This window comes from Dankookia sp. P2 (assembly GCF_050632255.1).
GTDB lineage: Bacteria > Pseudomonadota > Alphaproteobacteria > Acetobacterales > Acetobacteraceae > Paracraurococcus.
In genome coordinates this window covers 2,595,010-2,611,149 of sequence record NZ_CP192581.1, presented here as the reverse complement: position 1 = coordinate 2,611,149, position 16,140 = coordinate 2,595,010, and the positions used below count along the sequence as shown (strand labels likewise).

The window sequence follows — 16,140 nt, the reverse complement described above, 5'->3', positions numbered from 1 at the left end:
GGGCGGCTCATCGGCTGGTCTCCGGCGCGCGGTCCAGGACGCGGATGGCATGGGCGACCTGGGCGACCTTGCCCGGCGCGGCGTAGCACCGCACCGCGATGCGGCTGGAGTCGCGCTGCAGCGCGGGCAGGTCCTGCGGCTCGATCGCCGCGGCATGGCTCAGGACGAACAGGGTCGAACACCCGTCATCTTCGACAAGCTGGAACCGGCCTTCCTGCACCAAGCTGACGCGCCCCACCTTGGTCTCCATACGGACGCCCTTTGAAGCTTCTGCTTAACCGGCAACCACGGCTGAAGTTTCCGGGAACTCCGCGGCTTGCTGCATGAGCCGGATGCCCGGCGACCCGGGCTCCACCGTACCAATCAGGGCGGCATCGCAGCCGAGGCGGCGCAGTGCCGCCAGGGCGGTCGGCGCGGCGGCCGCCGGCAGGCCCGCCAGGAAGCCACCCGCGGTCTGAGGATCGACCAGCGCGGCGATGGCGGGCGAGGCGAGGTCAGCGCCGCCCAGCAGCCCGGCAACCGCCGCCGCGTTGCCGTCATGCAGCGTGCTGCGGATGCCGCGCGCCAGGGCTTCCCGCGCGCCCTCCAGCAGCGGCACCGCCGCGGGGTCGAGGCTGGCCGCACAGCCGCTCGCGCCCAGCATCTCGGCCAGATGCCCGAGCAGCCCGAAGCCGGTGACATCGGTGCAGGCGGTGGCGCCATGCGCCGCAAGCTCGGCCACCACCGGCCCGCCCGGCTGCTGCATGGCGGCGACCGCGCCCTCCAGCCAGGCTGCCCGCGCCTCGCCCCGCATCGCCGCCGCCAGGATCACCCCGGTGCCGAGTGGCTTGGTCAGTACCAGCCGGTCCCCCGGCCGCAGGCCGCCCTTTCGCAGCAGCCGCGCCGGATCGACCGCGCCGGTCACCGCGAAGCCGAGCGCCGTCTCCGCTGCCTCCGCGCTGTGGCCGCCGGCCAGGCCGGCGCCCGCCGCGCGCAGCACCTCCTGCGCGCCCAGCAGCATGGCGTGCAGGTCTTCTTCCTGCCAGGCGGCGGGGCCGTGCGGCAGGGTCACCAGGGCCAGCGCCGCGAGCGGCCGGCCGCCCATGGCATGAATGTCGCCCAAAGTATGGTGCGCGGCGATCCGGCCGAACAGGTGCAGGTCGCCGAGGAAGGCGCGGAACTGGTCGACGCTCTGCAGCAGCACCTCGCCGGGCGGCGGGCGCAGCACGGCAGCGTCGTCAGGGGCCTGCAAGCCGACTCAGCACTTCCGGCCCATCCGCCGCGCCGAGCCGGCGCAGCGCGGCCGAGAGCACCGGCGCGGGCAGCTTGCCGCCGCAGCCGGCGCAGCGCATCGCCGGCGCCGGCCTGGAGGCCTGGATGGGCATGGCGGGGAGTGCGGCGAAACGGGCGATCCAGCGGCGATCGATCCATTGCTTCAGGCGCCAGGGCCAGGTGCCAGAAAGCGCCAGCGGACCGCGCAGCGCGATCGCCCGCCCGTCCGCCGTGCCGATCAACGCAAGCGCGTGGCGCTGCGGACGATAGGGCCGCGGCGCCTTGCCCCGCAGCAGGTGGCGGATATTGGCCAGCAGCGGCGCGCCCTGCCGCACCGCCCAGACCCCCGCCTTTTGCCGCGGATGGGGCAGCACCGCGGCGACGTCGCCGGCGGCGAAGACCTCGGGGTGGGAGAGCGAGCGAAGGGTCGCATCCACCGCGATGAAGCCCTGCGGGTCGAGCGCCAGGCCGGTTTCCCGCAGCCAGGCCGGGGCCGCGGCGCCGGTGGCCCAGAGCGCGAGGTCGCTATCCAGGTGCCGCCCATCGGCCAGCACGACGCCGTCCGACCCAGCCCGGATCACCGCGCCTCCTCGGCCAGGCCGATGCCGCGGGCGCGCAGCGCCCGGCGCACCAGGATGCGCGCCAGGCCACCGCCGCGCGGCAGCAGCACCCCGCCGGGCACCAGCGTCACATCCGCCTGGCGCCCGGCGACCGCGAATCGGTGCTGCAGCGAAAAGGCCAGTTCCACCCCCGCCGCGCCACCACCGATCACCGCGAGACGCAGCGTCCGACCCGCCAGACGGGCCAGCGCGGCATCGAGCCGCGCGGGGAAATCGCCGATGGGCCTTACCGGCAGCACCCCTTCGGCGTCCGGCGGCAAAGGGCGCGCGACCGAGCCGATATCGAGCGAGAGCAGGTCGTAGCGCAGCGGCGGGTGACGGGCGCAGAGAAGCCGGCGCGACCCGGCCTGCAGCCCGGTCGCCCGGTCGTGCACCAGGCGGGCACCGGCGGCCGTCGCCAAGCGCAGCAGGTCGACCCGACATTCCTCCGGCGCGTAGAGCCCTGCGACCAGGCCTGGCAGCATGCCGGAGTAGACCGGCTCGGTCTCCTCGGCGAGCAGCGTGACGCGCAGTCGCGGCTCCGGCCGCATGGCCAGTCCGCGCAGCAGGCCGAGATGCGCATGCCCGCCGCCCACCAGCAGCAACGCCCGCCCCTCGGCACTGGCGATCGGATCCGGCACCCCGTCCATATCTCTCGGCATTGATCCTCATCATGCGGCGGGCTCGGTCCGGCGGCCGCAGGTAGCCGCGCGGCCCATGGCCGGTAGGTCACGTCGCGCGGAGGCGGCACGCCCGTATCGCGCCATGCGTTGCAGTCGCGGCGGGACCGCGCAGGGCTGACCTTGGAGGGCGGATGGAATACCTGGTCGGAGGCTATGACGAGGTCGGCTGGGTGGCGCTCAAGGCGCTGCTGCTTTACCTCACGGCGGTGATCGGTCTACGGCTGGGCGAGCGGCGGACCCTGGCCCAACCTCGCCCTTCGACTTCGTGGCCGCGGTCGCGGTCGGCGCGATCGTCGGGCGCGTGCCGAATGCGCATGACGGCTCCTACCTCAATGGTCTCGCCACCCTGGCGACGGTGCTCGGCGCGCATTCGGGTTTGACCCGCCTGCGGCTGCGCACCGGCGCGGCCCGCATGCTCGAGCACCGGCCGCGCCTGCTGGTGGCCGAGGGCCGGGTCCAGGAGGACGAGTTGCGACGATGCGGCCTGACCCGCGACGACCTTGATGGCCTGCTGCGACAGCAGGGCATCGAGGAGCTTCGCCTGGTCCGTCACCTGATCTTCGAGCCACGCGGCCAGGTCTCCATCATCCGAGAGACCGCGGCCGCATCCCGCATGAGCGCCGGCGCGGAGTGACGAGGTCCAACCCGGACATCGCCAGGCCAATGCCCACGGACCCGATCGGGCCCGGCCGATGAGATGACGCGTGCCGCGCCGCTCATCACGGGCTTGCGGCAGGGAGACGCATGGAGAGCCCTGCCGCAGGGCCGCCCACCCATGCTCCCCCTTTGCCGCAGGTCGCGGCGCCAGCCGGTCGTCTGGTCTGAGGCGATCTCTGGGCACGGAGATCGGCGGCAACGACCGAGACCTCGCTCGGTTGCCGGACAGGCTGATGCCGCGCGTGCCTGGACGGGATGCAGCGGCGTGCAGAGCCAACGCCGATGAAGCGGCTGGCCAACCTCGCTAACAGCCCCGCGAGCAGGGCCTGGGTTGCCCGCGGCCTGCGGTTCAGCAACATGCAGGTCGCGGCGATCTCAACCCGGAACGAGAGATGGGGCGCCAGCGCCTTCCATCCTCGACGTGATCACCCACCGAACAGGTGGTCGGGCGAGACGGTCAGCGCGTCCCGATGATGGCTGCGGCGATGCCGAGCGCCGCGGCGGCGAGCAGAATGACGAGGAGCCGCGGCCCGACTCGCGCATTGGCGCGAGCGCCCGGATCACCGGGTGGCGGATGCTGCATGCGTTCCGTCTTGCGGGCGAGCTTCAACCATCTCGGGCGTCATCGGCGTGCCGGCCGCTTCGGCCCCGGTACCGATATTGGCCATGCCCGGATCGAAGACGGCCACCTTGTCGCCAGCGGCGCCGCTGCCGATGTCCTGCTTCAACTGCGCGACCGTCGACCCCGGGCCGTTGTCCGAGGTCGGGCCGGGACGTGGATCGATCACGGTCGGGTCGCCATGCCTTGGCAATTCGTCACGTCCTGCCATCGTCTTGTGGTCCTTGTGTGACATCCTGGGCGCTGGGCCGGGCCGCCGCTAATGGCCGGCCCGGTCCCCGGATCGGCGCCGCCGCCTGCGCGGACCGGTCGCGGTTGCTCACCTGAACGCGCCAGGGCGTAGGCGGTATTGACGTGCGCGATATGCGCGAAGGCCTGTGGGAAATTGCCCAGAATGCGGGCGGCGCGGGGGTCATGTTCCTCCGACAGCAGCCCGGCATCGTGGCTGAGATATCGTTGCGGAGATCAAGCAGCCGCTTGAACGAGGCGCGGGCCTCCGGCCTGCGGCCGGTTAGCGCATAGGCGCCGGCCAGCCAGAAGCTGCACCCGAGGAAGGCGCCCTCGCTGCCCGGCAGGCCGTCCTGCACCTCCGCCGGGCCATTCGGGCAGCGTGATGACGGAGCGCCGCACCGCCTTGGTCCAAGGCGCGGGTGCGTGCACACGAGAGGACCAGGCGCGCCGGTGCGCCGTGGTCTGTGTCAGCTGCCAGCGGCCATGCTCGGGTGTGCCTCGCCATGCCGCGAAGCACGCTCCGCTGTCGAAGCGTGGCCAGCAGAGCCAACGATGCTGCTGTCACGCCCGACCAGTTCCGCAGATTTAGAGTGGCCGGTGAGCGCGTATTCCTCGAAGCGCAGGGGCATGATCAGCGGTGCGGCAGGCGCTGCCGGCCGGGACCGGGCACCGTGAGGCCGCGCCAAGCCAGCGGCAGCAGTGCCCCGAAGGCGAGCGCCGCCATGCCGCGCAGCCAAGCCGGGTCGAAGGCGCCGACGCGGTCGCGCGCTCTGGCGTCGAAGCGTCCATGCATCCCGGCGTCACCGGGCACGGGTGCCATCAGGTTGTCGGGTCGGCCGGGCGGCTCGGGCTCCGCCGTCATTTGCCCGCCATAGCCGCGCTTGGCGAGCAGCCGGTCCAGCAGGCCGGGCGCCACCATCGTTCCCAGGATGGCCTGCACCGAGGGGCCTCCGACCCAGAGTTCGCGTGGGGTGTGCAGCGCCGCCTGCACGATCCGCTCCGCCACCGCCTCCGGCTGGTGGATCGGCGGCACGGGCTGCGCCCGGCGCGGCATGCGGCTGCGCGCCCAGTCGAACTGCGGGGTGTTGACCGCCGGCAGCTGCACCATCGTCAGGCGGATGCGGCTGCCATCGTGCCGCAGCTCGCACCGCAATGAATCGGTGAAGCCACGGATCGCGACTTCGCGGCGCAATAGGCGGATTGCAACGGGATGGCGCGGTAGGCGAGGGCAGAGCCCACCTGCACGATGGTGCCGGCGTCGCGCGGCCGCATGTGGCGCAGCGCCGCCAGCGTGCCGTGGACGTAGCCGAGATAGGTCACCTCGGTGACGCGGCGGAACTCCTCCGGCGTCATCGCCTGCACCGGGGCGAAGACCGTGGCCATGGCGCAGTTGACCCAGGTGCCGATCCCGCCGAAGCTTCGCCGCGGCGCGGTCGGCAGCGGCGAAGACGGCCGCGGCATCGGCCGTGTCCGCCGGCAGGGCCAGGGCTTGCGGGGCACCGGCCGCCTGGCCTCCCGGCGCGCCGCTTCCAGCCCTTCCGTGCCGCGGGCGATCAGCGCCACGCGTGCGCCGCGGCGCGCGAAGGCGAGGGCGGTGGCGCGGCCGACGCCGGCCGAGGCACCCGTGACCACCACCGCGCCCTGCGATGCCGCTACCCGTTTCCCAAGCGCCACGTAAACCTCCTGTTCCGATATGACGTTGACCCCGGCACGTCGTCTCGGTTCTGCGCGCAACCGGGTAGCTTGCCGCCTTGCACCGAGGCCCGAGCCACGCCGCGACGCGTGAGGGGGCCTTGCCGCGGGTCACCCCTAATCCAGGCAGATCAGGGCGAGGCCTATCTTCTCTTCATGGATCCGTCGCAGATGCGCGGGCGATTCCGTGCTGATCACTTCAGTGTCAGGCGGACATGTCCGCTCTCGAGGTCGCCGCCCGCGGCCAAGCCGTCACGCTGGGCGAGGACGGCGTGCAGGTGCAGCTTCGGCCGGCCCGAGCGGTCCTCCGCGATGTCGCCGTTCAGCGACACGACCTCGACCTGCTCCTCGAGCGGGATCGGCTGGTACTGCTTGGCATCCCAATCGAAGTAGCGGAGTCGGGCATGCATGAAAGCGCCGATGGCGCTGACCTGTGCCGCCGACAGTCGCTCCCGCTCCGTCAGATGCTGCAGGCATTCACGCACCTCGTCGCCCTTGTCGAGCATCACGACGAAGCTGCGCTGGCCTTGCACTTCGTGCAGCGGCTGACTTTTCATCATCTGTTCCCGATGCCTGCATGGAATCTCCAGCCGTAGCAACGCGCATCGGCGGCTTCGGTCAGCGGCGGCTAGTTTGCAAAGAGTATCTCGTTTGCGAGGAGTATCCTGGCGAGAGCGACCTTCCTGGTTTTTTCCCTATTCAGCGATGGGTCTACTGGGTCCTACCGAGAAGCAGGCGACCGGAGCCATGCCTTCGCTGCCGTGCGACTGGTCTGCCCCCGGGGGTTTGGACCAGCCATGTGAGAGGGATCCGGCTAGGTTTGACCCTGAAGGAGGGAGGCCTGGCGATGAAGCGGAGCCAGTACACGGACCAGTAGGTGGCGTTCGCGCTGCAGCAGGCGGAAGCGGGCACGGCGGTGCCGGAGGTGTGCCGCAAGCTCGGCGTCTCCGAGCCGACCTTCTACAGATGGAAGAAGCAGTTTGCCGGGGTGGGCGTGTTCGAGACCCGACGGCTGACGCAGTTCGAGCGTGAGAACGCGAAGCTCAAGCGCTTGGCCGCCGATCTGACGCTGGACAAGACGATGCTGCAGGGCGTCCTGCGCCGAAAGAGGTGAAGCCCGCTGCTCGCCGCGAGGTGGTGCGTCATCTGCAGGACGCCCATGGCATCGGCGAGCGGCTGGCCTGCAGCACAGCCGGCTTCTGGCGCTCGTCACAGCGGTCTCGCGCGCGACGTGATCCACAGGTCGAGTTGCGGATGCGGCTGCATGATCCGGCTGCGAGCCGGGTCCGGTATGGCCACCGCCGACTGCACATCCTGCTGCGCAGAGAGGGAGGGCCGTGAACGCGAAACGCGTCTACCCCCTCAATGCCGAGGAGGGGCTCACGATCCGCAGCAAGGAGGTGCCCCGCCGCAAGCGGGCTTGGCGCTACAGGGTGGGTCGGCCGAGGGCGATTGCGCCGAACGAGGTCCGGAGCATGGACTCGGTCTCCGACCAACTCTTCGCTGGCCGCCCGATCCGGATCCTGGCGGTGATCAACGCCCATACAGGAGAAGCGTTCTTGATGACGCCGAAAGCGACTTTCCGGACCTTCGACGTGGTGGCCGAACTCGACCGCCCGACACGCGAGCGGAGGCGGCCGAAGACGCCGAAGGTGGACAACGGCCCGGAGTTCGCGGGCCGCCTGCTGGACAGTGGGCGCAGCTGAACGGCGTCGAGATCGACTTTTCCCGCCCCGGCAAACCCACGGACAACGCCCATATCGAGGCGTTCGACACACATCTGTCCTTCGCCATCATTGCCTGCACAACGGTGCATGCTAACCCCTTGATTTGTGGTTAGCCGGTGACATTGTTCTTTGCACAACATGTCGCAAAAAACTGCACAAACGCCGTCAGGGACGTTATTAGCTGCACACCATGAAATAGCCTACTATTTCAACAGCTTAGGGCTTACTGCCTCGAACCTATCCAACGCCCTCCGCACTTCCTCGCCGCTGCCAAGCGGCAGGGCTTCCAGCCATCGGCGGATGGATCGCGCCAGCCGCTCCGGTACCTTGGCTGCTGACGGACCCCACTGCTCCCGGGTCTGCTCCAAGGCGTCGTAGAACGCCTCAGGCCACCCCCGAGCAGCGTCCAAGCCCGCCTGGAGAGCTAGGTGAGCCTCAGCCTCTCCGGGGTGTTCCAAGGAGAATAGCTTGCGGCGCGAGCTTTCACGACGCCGAGGCCGAGCCTGTATATGAACTCGATAACAGCCTCCGGCGGCATGTCCCTGAACGGCGAGAGCGATCTGGTTTTGTTGGCGGCATCGAAGAATCGCTCGTCATCGAGCAGCCCATAGACCACTCGCGTTCCTTCCAAGCACTCAGGCGACACATGCTCAGGGATGGCGCGTGTCAAATTTGTCCGGCAGCGGTAGCACATCGTCAGATCGACGCCGCGCCATTGCAGCAGGCCCCCGCACTTAGGGCAGGCATTCAGCAGCCGCACCCCGTGTACAGGACAAGCTGAAGCTAGCGTCAGATCCCAGATGGCGCGGTGGTAGGCTGTCTCGGAGAGGGCACAGCGGACAGGCCTTCCGGGAAACCATGTGGCCTTTGAACAGGGCGGCGGGAAGTCGGTGCCCGCGATAGCACCAATGCGTAGATACGCGAGGCCCAAATGAGACTGCCGCCAGCACCTCGGCCGGAAGGCCGGACATCTCGGCCAGCCTTGGCAGGACTTCCGGATCTGGCCTGTTATTGAGGTGGTCGGCTCCGATCTGGCGTGAGAGCCCGAAACCGGCGGGCATGTCCCGGCGCGCCGCCAAGCGGTAGATGAAACCGATGAGGGCTTTCGTCAGGCTTCGGTGTTGAACCCAGCGCGTGGCGGCCTGGCGACAGTGGTCTTAACATCAGGCCTCAAGGATTGCGGGCGATCGAAATCCTTAAGCTGAGGTTCGGTGCGGCTCAATCCTTTTCGAGAGCGGCTGCATCTAACTCGCGCTCTCCACACTAGCCGTGGACCTCCTTCACGCGTCTTGTCACGGAGAAGGTTCCAATCAACCTGGCCGCTTCACCTCTGCCCTTTTGAAGAAGTTCTGTCGCCCGCCATCGACTTCCCGTCCACTGACGGGCCGCACTCCGCCTTCCGCCAAACGCCTTTCCAGCGAGCGGGCGGACGTGCCTTCAAGGCGAGCCAGTTCGACGCCACTGACGTACTTCGCGGAGAACCGGTCGATGCTGGCCGCCGTGATCTCGTCCCCGGCTGCCTCCAGCAGGCCACGGCGCACCAAATGGGCGGCCACTTCCCATTTGATGCCAAGCTTCCAGGCCACCGCACGAATGGTCATCGTTGGCCCGGCTTGCGAGCGCGGCGCATGTTGCGTCGAGAATGCGCTTCTCGATCATCAAGCGCTTGAGACCGTGGGTTGCACCGTCAAGCCCGGCGACCGGCAGTTGCCCCTCGCAGACCATCCGCATCAGCACCTCGAAGTGGTGGCCGCGGTGCAGGAACGCACGAGCCGCATACTCCAGTGACACCAATGGCCCGGAGGATCTGTCTGGCACGCCAGCCTCCAACGTGGCCAACCATTGCTCGAGCCATCGCCTGTCAAAAGCCCACTGAGCCCGCCCACCGGTTGCAGGTTGCTGCACGGCGGGGAGGATACCCGCCTGGAACAAGGCCCGGGTTCTTGCTTTCGAGATAGCAAGGCGCTCGGCGACTTGCTCCAGCGTCAGCATTCGCCACGAGACTGTGGCGATCCGCTCCACATCCGCACGCCTGATAGCCATTGGAACGCCGCGACCGTCACCAGCGGCAGATGTCAAAGTGCCGCCCTTCAGTAGGCGCTTCACCGTGGCCGATGACATTCCTAACCTCTCCGCAGCCTCGACGAGCCCCATGACGTCGAGGGTAGAATCACCGGAACTCAGCAAGTTAGATCGATGGCTGCGGCGGGCCAGCACGGGGTCGCTCTGGACCACCGTGCGCGCCGCATCGAGTACGGCTTCGCGGACAGGCCCGGGCTCCAGGTCCCTCATCCAATCATAGAACGGCCCAAGTGCCTTCCGGGCGCCGTATCGCCCCCGGCGCTGCGAAGCTTGTCGTTGTTCGTCGGTGAGGTAAGCGGTCAGTGGCGAGGGCCACTTCCTCAGGGCCGCGGTACCCGCGACCATTATCACAGCGACCTGGTCCGCTCCAGCGGCTGCCAATGTCTCAACCCGGCGATCGCGCCGCCAGCCCGCGATAAACATGCCCATGCACATCGCCAGTCGGACCAAGTCGGCCGGATCGCATGTGGTAAGGGCGGCAGGGAGTGCATCCATGAGCTGTCCAGCAGCGAGTTCAGCAATGTCTGCGGACGCCCTGGCTTCCTCGGTGGTGACCGGCACGCATCGCCATCGCCGGACGTCGGCGCCGCAGGGACAAACCGTGATGCTGGGGTGGAGCCAGCCGAGGTGTCTCGTGCAGGCTCGGCATTGTCCCAGGAGCCGGACCCGGTGTTCAGGGCACGCAGAGACCAGGGCCAGGTCCCACCGCGGCCGATGATGGTCTGCTTCGACCAAGCAGCGAGGGCATGCCCGTCGCCTTGAGAGATCGAGCATTTCGCGATGGACGGTGCCTTGGAGAAAGCGGTGATGGGCGAAGCGCGCGGATGGACGATAGGCAGCCCGTTCCAACACTTCGGCATCCGCGCCTGATAACTCCGACAATCGCCTGAGAGGCGCTTGTGTGAAGGCCGAACCTGGCTGGCGCAAGCCCGAAGTCGAGCGAGGCGTTCGGCACTTTCAAATCCTGCACGGTCTGCAAGCCTGACTAAATAACCTGGCAGCGTCTCGCCATTCCGCAGACGTGTAGTTTGGGTCAGCCTGCGGGCTTGGTCGGTCATTTGCGGAAGAGGCTGTCCTTGTCGTTGCGGCGACCACGACCTTTGACGCCGCTCATGACCGTCTCCGGCGTTGCAGTGTCCTCGGCGCAATCAGGGAGCAACGGGCTGCCTTTGTTTGGTGGTCTGGAGGCTGGTGAAAAGGGGTTGACGCGCCCTTCGCCTGGTCCCCACTCAGAGAAGGCAAGCTCCAAGTGCTCCCAGCGAACGCACCCCTCCGTATCACGCTCGAGCATTTCCTCGACCGCCTCATTCGCGGCATTTTCCACCAGCGCGGCCATGTGCCCGACAAACCCGTTTGCTGCCGTCATCAGCGCCTCGGCCATGTCTGGGCTGTCGAGGTTCGATTTCCGCCCGAAAACTCGGTTCTCCAAAACCTCATCGATGTCGTGAAGAATGTCGTACCAGATTTCCAAATCAATGGCGCTTCGGCGAAACGCTTCAATTCTGAGCGTCTTGTGGGCACGTCTCGCAAGCTCCGCATTGGCGCGGATCAACCGCAACGCGCCTTCCGTTCCGACAACAAGCAAAGAGAATATGCGGGCGTTTGCGAGGTCCTTGAGCAGCACGGCAACCTCTTGAGCGACCCTATCGGTTTTCAGGTCGATACTCTGGTGTGCCTCATCAAGAATCATAATCTTAAGATCGCATTCGCTAGCGGCTCGAAGGATAGCAGTTAGCACATCCTCCTTTTTGAACTTAGCGCCAAGGACGGCGCTCACTGGTTGTCCTGTGAGGGCTTTGAAGATTGCCTCAGCGACGAGCCTAACGCTGGCGTTGGGTACCTTGACGAGCAAGACAGGAACATAGTCGGCGAAATCGCCATTGCCGAGGTCCCGCGCTCCCTGCACGCGCGGATGCTCGCTCTCCAACAGCCGGAGTAGATGCGACTTCCCAGCGCCTGTTTCGCCGACAAGGGTGTAGACAGCACCCTCAGATTTTGCGTTCCCCCGACTGAGAAGACGAGTGATGACACTCTTGATGCGGTCCAGACGCGGGTATGGAGTGAAGATGCCTCTGAGGCTGCTTACCGCAGCAAGCAACGCAGCACGGTCTCTTGGCAACTTGCTATCCATCGCTGTCTTCCTAATCCGGAATTTCGCGCACAGGCCCGACCCGGCGCCTGCGAGGCGGTGCCGCAGATTGTTCCTGACGCTCACCTCCAATCGCACCTGGGTTGGCGGTAACCGGAGTTTTTCGTGCCTTTACGCTGGTCACCGCAGTTCCAGCGCTGGCCGCCATCGGGTCATTTGGTCCCAGGAAGCCTAGGTAATCGCCCGCCGGAGCCTTGCTGCCGATGCCGAAAAGTCTTGCAATGCGAGCCTTGGTCTTCGAGCCCGCGGCAGGTTTGCCGAGCGTCTTAGAGCCCATCCGGGAAGTTTGGGTTCATGCTGAGGGCTTTGTTGCCAGCCGTCGAAGCATGATGCGGATCATGGCCATGCGGACGAAGGCGGCGGCGATGCGGCAATGCCGCTCGAAGTCGCGGGCCAGCCGCCGGTTGCGGCTGATCCAGCCGATGGTGCGCTCGACGATCCAGCGCTTCGGCAGCACGACGAAGCGGTGCCTATCGCAGCGTCGCACGATCTCCATCTTCCATGTACCGGTGCGGGCGACGGCGGCGGCCATCTTCGGCCCCTGATAGCCTGCACCGCCGATGATGCGCTCGACAAAGGGGAACAGCCTGCGCGCCTGGCGCAGCAGCGGCTCGGCGCCATCGCGGTCCTGCACGTTGGCGGGATGCACGATGACCGCGAGTAGCATGCCGATGGTATCGGTCAGCAGGTGGCGCTTGCGGCCGACGACCTTCTTGCCCGCGTCGTAGCCGGACGGGTCGAGCGTAGAGCCCCCTTTGCGCGCCCTTCGCCGTCTGGCTGTCGATGATCGCGGTCGTCGGGCTGGCCTCACGCCCGGCACCCTCGCGCACCGCGACGTAGAGCGCGTGGTGGATGCGCTCGATGGTGCCTTCCCATTCCCAGCGCGAGAAGTAATCCCAAACCGTGCTCTTCGGCGGCAGGTCCTTCGGCAGCGCGCTCCATTGGCAGCCGGCGGAGAGCACGTAGAACACCGCGTTCAACACCTCGCGCACGTCCACCTTGCGGGGCCTGCCGCCGTGCTTCGCTGGCCGGATCAGTGGCGCAACCAGCGCCCACTCGGCATCCGTCAAATCTGAGGGATAGCGCAGCCCCCGCCGGTCCGCCGCACGCCGATGTTCCGCCGTCCATGCCATCCGTCTCCTCCCGCGAATCGCCCGCAGGAACAGCGAATCACATCCGATTCAGGCGATTCAATCCTTTCCGGATGGGCTCTAAGGCGGGCTGCTCGACGGCTAAAAGGCCCAAGTGTCTGAGTCCACCCCAAGATCATTTGTTTGAAGTAAGCCGCACTGCATATCGGAGTTCGCGCCGAAAGCCTCTCATGGCGTTAGCCAAGAACTCTGACGATCATTCACCATGGACAGGAAGGTCAACCCAGCCGTCCGGCATGACGATCCGAGCGTCGATTTTGGCGTGCTCAGCCAGAAGGTGCAGCAGGTTGCCACCGTCCAAGAGTTCGAGCGGCTTGCCCTTTGCGAATCTGTAGGAAGCCTTCCCGTACCCGCTGGTGGTCACCAAAATCCTTTGGATGCGCCCTCGTTTTGCACGGTACCGAAGAGATCGCGGACTGCGCTGACGCTCACCGTGTTCTTATAACGCTTGGCCTGGATGACAACTTTGCCTCCAAAGACCGGCCTCGGGTCAAAGGCCACACAGTCCACGCCGCCGTCTCGCGACGGTCGGGTCTGCCGCGTGTCGAGCCCCATGGCCGCGAAGAGATTGGTGATGAGACCTTCGAGATTCTGTTGGCGAAAGCTCCATCAGATTTGGGCGGGCGTCGAGACCGGACATGACGTCCATAGAGTCGACAGATCGAGGGTCCACCATGTCGAGTTCGACAAGCGGCTTGACTGGCAGGAGCTCCCGCGGGCGCACGAGACACGGATGCCTTCAACGAGCGCAAGCACTGCTCTGGCTGAACCTGTGCGAGGTTCAGGGTCCGGAAGATGTCCGCAGTAACTCTGACGGACAGAAGGCAAAGTCGGATCTGCTGGCCGGTAGCCGGATCGATGGTGTCCAACATCGCGTTGAGCGTCAGGCAGTCGACCAGTCCCAGTGGGCCGCCGCGGAACACCGTGTCGACGCCCTTCAATGCGATTTGGCTGACCAGACTCGCGTACAGCGCTTTGCGTTTCGCCACGGGGCGGGGCACCGCGTCAATCCGGTCTGCTGCTTTAACGTACTTGAACCCGGCCTCTTCTGGGACAACCGAGAGTTCCGGGAGCTCCAAATCAACGACCAAGTGCCGGGACTGCGGCGAGTAGCCGACCGCCGCGGATGTGGCATCGGCCTCACCTTGTAGGCTCTCGCTGAATACACGCTCATAGTAGGATACTGTGGCTGCGTGCTCGGCGGCCTCTAATGCACGGCGCTCCTCCTGTCTTGCGGCGTTGCGCCGATCAACATCCTCCTTCCTGGCTCGCTCTGCCGCTTCGAAATCATTGCGCGCCGCTGCCATGGCTGCAACGCGTACCTGGTGGAGAGCTTCAGCCTGCTTAAACTGATGCATTGCCTCCTGAATTCGGCGCTCATGCCGCCCAGGAGCGCCGGGCACGAGCTTGGCGAAAAAGCCGGGTGGTTGCGGCATGAAGCTCGTTACGACTGGCGCTGACGATGACCATTTACTCTCATCGAAGCGACCCGGGACGAAAGTTTCCAGGTCTGCCGCGAGATTGATAGTTGGACCTCGGCTGAGGGCGGCAGCGAGGAGATTGCTGATAGCCTGCTCACGGTCGAGGACCTCTCGAGTGAGCGCCTCAGCTTCGTCCATTTGGTACGCTATATGCTGTCGCGCGGCTTCCTTGGCGTCCGCCTTCGCTTGCCGAGCTTCGTCCCTGTGGGCTCGGACTGTGGCGGCTTGTTGCCGAGCGACGGCCTGCTGCCGGGCTCGTTCGGCGCGGGCTGCGTCGCGGGCGATCTGCCGCATGGCAGCACCGAAGGTGCGGCGGCTCATTGGTGAAGCTCCATAGCGGGACGGTTCAAGGCGGGCTGGGCGACCGCCCCATTTGGCTAGGAGAGACATCTGGTCGCATCCCACAAAGAGTATCCGGACGACCGAGGCAGACAGCGGACTTCGGTTGATTGGCATTCCGCAACCCGTGCCCCTTGGCAGCGGTGTAGCTCACCCAGTCCGCTCACCGCTCCTGATCAGCGAGACAGACAAGCCTTGGTTTCAACCGAAACGCAATATATAATCGAATGTGAAACGGAAGCGGTTTCAATGCTCAAGTTGTCTGGGATCATCGTCGCTGCGGCCGCTGCTGCCGGGCTCGCCGCAGGCACTGCCATCAACACCTCAGGCCCCTCAACTGCCAGCCTGGACGCCGACCTGACGGCTGTTCGCACGGAAATTGCGGCAGCAGAGGCCGACGCATCCAAGTTGGGCGGAGTGCTGGCTGTACAAGCCAATCTCCGCCTCCGCGTGCTGCGGTCCACCGAAGCTATGCTGGACCAAAAGAGGCTCAGTTTCCTACGCGGCATTCAACTGGTTTACCGAGATGACGCGCCGGGCCAATCCATATCGCCCGATGCTGGTCCGCGTATCGAGCGTGAAATGGCAGCCGCCGCCGCAGACCTCGCCAGTGCCGAGGCGGAAGCCGCACGGTACAGCGGTGGCTTGATCCTGAGCATGATCATGCTCCGGGCAGAGACCGCAAAGGTGACCCTGGCCACTCTTCGACAGCAGCGGGCTTTCTCCCGTTACGGGATCCCGCTTCCTACTCTGTCCTCCGGTTCGGGGCGCGGGGCAGAGCCACCACGCGCGCCCGGAATTGCCGCCACAGACCGGGATGCACTCCGATGAAAACTATCATCACCCGCCGCCTGACGCTCGCTTCGGCTTTCGCGCTCGCTACCGTAGACCGCGGGCAGGCGGCCGATGAGACTGACGCCGCGAACCGGGCGCCATTTGGGCTCGCGTGGGGTTTGTCGGCTGAGGAGGTCAGGAAGCTTGGCGTCACGCTCACAGCACAGGACGATAAGGGCCGCTACGGCCAGAGCTATACCGCAAACGGCCTGAGTCGTGTTCTCAGCGATGCAGAGACCGTCGTGCTGTCCTTCGGCCATCGAGACAGGCTGTTCCGCGTCGTGGCCGTCGGTAAGTCACAGGGGCCTGACCCATTTGGGGGCGCCGTCCTCACCCGATACGCCGAACTCTCCAAGTTGCTTGAAGAGCGGTACGGCCGCGGACGGGAGACTGACCGGCGTGACACCCAAGTGTGGAAAGCGCCAAACGAGTACGTCATGTCCCTGCGTCAGGGCGCGCGCACCGCTTCGCCACCTTTCAGACCGCCGCGGTCGAAGTCGAGTTGTCGATTCGTGCTGCGCAGTCGGACAGCGCGTACTACGTCTTGATCTTTACCAGCCGCCCCGGCGAATCCGAGTTCCAAGCCGATAATCGCAGAAAGGAACGCGATACGCTCTAGGCAGACACTTTGCGTGCCTTGGGGGC

General features: G+C 66.5%; 16 protein-coding genes and 3 pseudogenes. 5 read left to right on the top strand and 14 right to left on the bottom strand.

All coding sequences use genetic code 11. The features are described 5' to 3' along the window. Positions 1-7: 7 nt before the first annotated feature. The 4 genes from ACQ86J_RS15560 to ACQ86J_RS15545 are packed head-to-tail and all read right to left on the bottom strand — an operon-like array spanning position 8 to position 2,491. A complete protein-coding gene (locus ACQ86J_RS15560; RefSeq protein ID WP_431271812.1) occupies positions 8-250 on the bottom strand; it encodes a hypothetical protein in 243 nt (80 codons plus the stop codon). Positions 251-274: 24 nt separating this feature from the next. Continuing rightward, positions 275-1,207 carry a selenide, water dikinase SelD gene (gene selD, locus ACQ86J_RS15555; protein ID WP_431271811.1) on the bottom strand — a complete coding sequence of 311 codons (933 nt, stop codon included), beginning with the start codon at positions 1,205-1,207 and terminating at the stop codon, positions 275-277. Positions 1,208-1,217: 10 nt separating this feature from the next. Next, complete coding sequence (locus ACQ86J_RS15550) at positions 1,218-1,832, bottom strand: FAD-dependent oxidoreductase (RefSeq protein ID WP_431271810.1); 615 nt, start codon at positions 1,830-1,832, stop codon at positions 1,218-1,220. Further along, positions 1,829-2,491, bottom strand: coding sequence for an FAD-dependent oxidoreductase (locus tag ACQ86J_RS15545; RefSeq protein ID WP_431271809.1), 663 nt, complete (start codon positions 2,489-2,491; stop codon positions 1,829-1,831). Before ACQ86J_RS15545 ends, ACQ86J_RS15550 begins: the two co-directional genes overlap by 4 nt. A 307-nt stretch (positions 2,492-2,798) precedes the next feature. Here ACQ86J_RS15545 and ACQ86J_RS15540 point away from each other — a divergent pair, with 307 nt between their 5' ends. Next, the gene (locus tag ACQ86J_RS15540) at positions 2,799-3,167 is read left to right on the top strand and encodes a DUF421 domain-containing protein (RefSeq protein ID WP_431271808.1); all 369 of its coding nucleotides are present in this window, start codon (positions 2,799-2,801) and stop codon (positions 3,165-3,167) included. A 583-nt stretch (positions 3,168-3,750) separates the two neighbouring features. Here the strand turns inward: ACQ86J_RS15540 and ACQ86J_RS15535 are convergent. The 4 genes from ACQ86J_RS15535 to ACQ86J_RS15520 form a co-directional block, all read right to left on the bottom strand. Beyond that, a complete protein-coding gene (locus ACQ86J_RS15535; protein ID WP_431271807.1) occupies positions 3,751-4,020 on the bottom strand; it encodes a hypothetical protein in 270 nt (89 codons plus the stop codon). A 651-nt stretch (positions 4,021-4,671) separates the two neighbouring features. Then, positions 4,672-5,148, bottom strand: coding sequence for a hypothetical protein (locus ACQ86J_RS15530; protein WP_431271806.1), 477 nt, complete (start codon positions 5,146-5,148; stop codon positions 4,672-4,674). Between the two features lie 2 nt (positions 5,149-5,150). Beyond that, positions 5,151-5,714: an SDR family NAD(P)-dependent oxidoreductase gene (locus tag ACQ86J_RS15525; protein WP_431271805.1), complete on the bottom strand. Its 564-nt coding sequence runs from the start codon at positions 5,712-5,714 to the stop codon at positions 5,151-5,153. A gap of 212 nt (positions 5,715-5,926) precedes the next feature. Further along, positions 5,927-6,331, bottom strand: a complete 405-nt coding sequence (locus tag ACQ86J_RS15520; protein WP_431271804.1) for a PPC domain-containing DNA-binding protein — start codon at positions 6,329-6,331, stop codon at positions 5,927-5,929. 278 nt (positions 6,332-6,609) lie between these two features. Here ACQ86J_RS15520 and ACQ86J_RS15515 point away from each other — a divergent pair. Continuing rightward, positions 6,610-7,515: pseudogene (locus ACQ86J_RS15515) on the top strand (IS3 family transposase); the annotation flags it as partial. Positions 7,516-7,883: 368 nt separating this feature from the next. Here ACQ86J_RS15515 and ACQ86J_RS15510 read toward each other — a convergent pair. Further along, positions 7,884-8,075, bottom strand: coding sequence for a hypothetical protein (locus ACQ86J_RS15510; RefSeq protein ID WP_431271803.1), 192 nt, complete (start codon positions 8,073-8,075; stop codon positions 7,884-7,886). A gap of 694 nt (positions 8,076-8,769) precedes the next feature. After that, a complete protein-coding gene (locus ACQ86J_RS15505) occupies positions 8,770-9,060 on the bottom strand; it encodes a hypothetical protein (RefSeq protein ID WP_431272838.1) in 291 nt (96 codons plus the stop codon). On the opposite strand from ACQ86J_RS15505, the gene ACQ86J_RS15500 reads away from it, so the two are divergent. Then, positions 9,053-9,247: a hypothetical protein gene (locus ACQ86J_RS15500; protein WP_431272837.1), complete on the top strand. Its 195-nt coding sequence runs from the start codon at positions 9,053-9,055 to the stop codon at positions 9,245-9,247. The genes ACQ86J_RS15505 and ACQ86J_RS15500 overlap by 8 nt on opposite strands. 1,011 nt (positions 9,248-10,258) lie before the next feature. Here the strand turns inward: ACQ86J_RS15500 and ACQ86J_RS15495 are convergent. The 4 genes and pseudogenes from ACQ86J_RS15495 to ACQ86J_RS15480 form a co-directional block, all read right to left on the bottom strand. Further along, positions 10,259-10,393 (bottom strand): annotated as a pseudogene (locus ACQ86J_RS15495) (hypothetical protein); the annotation flags it as partial. Between the two features lie 202 nt (positions 10,394-10,595). Beyond that, positions 10,596-11,672 (bottom strand): TniB family NTP-binding protein, encoded by a 1,077-nt coding sequence (locus ACQ86J_RS15490; RefSeq protein WP_431271802.1) that lies wholly within the window; start codon positions 11,670-11,672, stop codon positions 10,596-10,598. A 310-nt stretch (positions 11,673-11,982) separates the two neighbouring features. Beyond that, positions 11,983-12,823, bottom strand: a protein-coding gene (locus ACQ86J_RS15485; RefSeq protein WP_431270049.1) for an IS5 family transposase whose coding sequence is annotated in 2 segments (ribosomal slippage) — positions 11,983-12,454 and positions 12,453-12,823 — 843 coding nt in all. Because the reading frame shifts where the segments join, the coding sequence is not laid out codon by codon here. 214 nt (positions 12,824-13,037) lie between these two features. After that, positions 13,038-13,396 (bottom strand): annotated as a pseudogene (locus tag ACQ86J_RS15480) (restriction endonuclease). A gap of 1,076 nt (positions 13,397-14,472) precedes the next feature. Between ACQ86J_RS15480 and ACQ86J_RS15475 the strand changes: the two are divergent. Together ACQ86J_RS15475 and ACQ86J_RS15470 are read left to right on the top strand one after the other, a co-directional pair. After that, positions 14,473-14,649 carry a hypothetical protein gene (locus ACQ86J_RS15475; protein WP_431271801.1) on the top strand — a complete coding sequence of 59 codons (177 nt, stop codon included), beginning with the start codon at positions 14,473-14,475 and terminating at the stop codon, positions 14,647-14,649. Between the two features lie 207 nt (positions 14,650-14,856). Continuing rightward, the gene (locus ACQ86J_RS15470) at positions 14,857-15,492 is read left to right on the top strand and encodes a hypothetical protein (RefSeq protein ID WP_431271800.1); all 636 of its coding nucleotides are present in this window, start codon (positions 14,857-14,859) and stop codon (positions 15,490-15,492) included. Positions 15,493-16,140 lie beyond the last annotated feature (648 nt).

Excerpts from the sequence above, each read along its gene's own strand:
- ACQ86J_RS15490 (WP_431271802.1), bottom strand. The coding sequence starts at position 11,672 with ATGGATAGCAAGTTGCCAAGAGACCGTGCTGCGTTGCTTGCTGCGGTA.
- ACQ86J_RS15505 (WP_431272838.1), bottom strand. The coding sequence starts at position 9,060 with ATGACCATTCGTGCGGTGGCCTGGAAGCTTGGCATCAAATGGGAAGTG.
- ACQ86J_RS15475 (WP_431271801.1), top strand. The coding sequence starts at position 14,473 with ATGCTGTCGCGCGGCTTCCTTGGCGTCCGCCTTCGCTTGCCGAGCTTC.
- ACQ86J_RS15500 (WP_431272837.1), top strand. The coding sequence starts at position 9,053 with ATGGTCATCGTTGGCCCGGCTTGCGAGCGCGGCGCATGTTGCGTCGAG.
- ACQ86J_RS15530 (WP_431271806.1), bottom strand. The coding sequence starts at position 5,148 with ATGGTGCAGCTGCCGGCGGTCAACACCCCGCAGTTCGACTGGGCGCGC.
- ACQ86J_RS15535 (WP_431271807.1), bottom strand. The coding sequence starts at position 4,020 with ATGGCAGGACGTGACGAATTGCCAAGGCATGGCGACCCGACCGTGATC.
- ACQ86J_RS15560 (WP_431271812.1), bottom strand. The coding sequence starts at position 250 with ATGGAGACCAAGGTGGGGCGCGTCAGCTTGGTGCAGGAAGGCCGGTTC.